Below are 280 nucleotides of genomic sequence, written 5' to 3' on the forward strand. Positions count from 1 at the left end.
ATATTGGGGTAATGCTATATGACGCTGACAAAGTAAAAGAAGCGGCGTCTGTTGAAGATGAAAAAGATTTATATGAAACTCAGCTTACTGTTTTCCTAGATCCAAATGATCCAGAAGTAGCAGCTGAAGCGAAAAAACAAGGGATTCCTGAAGAATGGATTAAAGCGGCACAACAGTCGCCAATCTATATAATGATTATCGATTGGAAAATCGCTCTACCTCTTCATCCAGAGTATCGTACAATGCCAATGGTTTGGTATATCCCACCGCTTAGCCCAAT

Annotated in this window: 1 pseudogene; it reads left to right on the forward strand. The window is 40.0% G+C overall.

Annotated features, from left to right (window positions below):
- A pseudogene (locus ACSG5Z_RS32455) lies at positions 1-280 on the forward strand (nitrate reductase); the annotation flags it as partial.

The organism is Bacillus pretiosus, from assembly GCF_051294775.1.
GTDB lineage: Bacteria > Bacillota > Bacilli > Bacillales > Bacillaceae_G > Bacillus_A > Bacillus_A wiedmannii.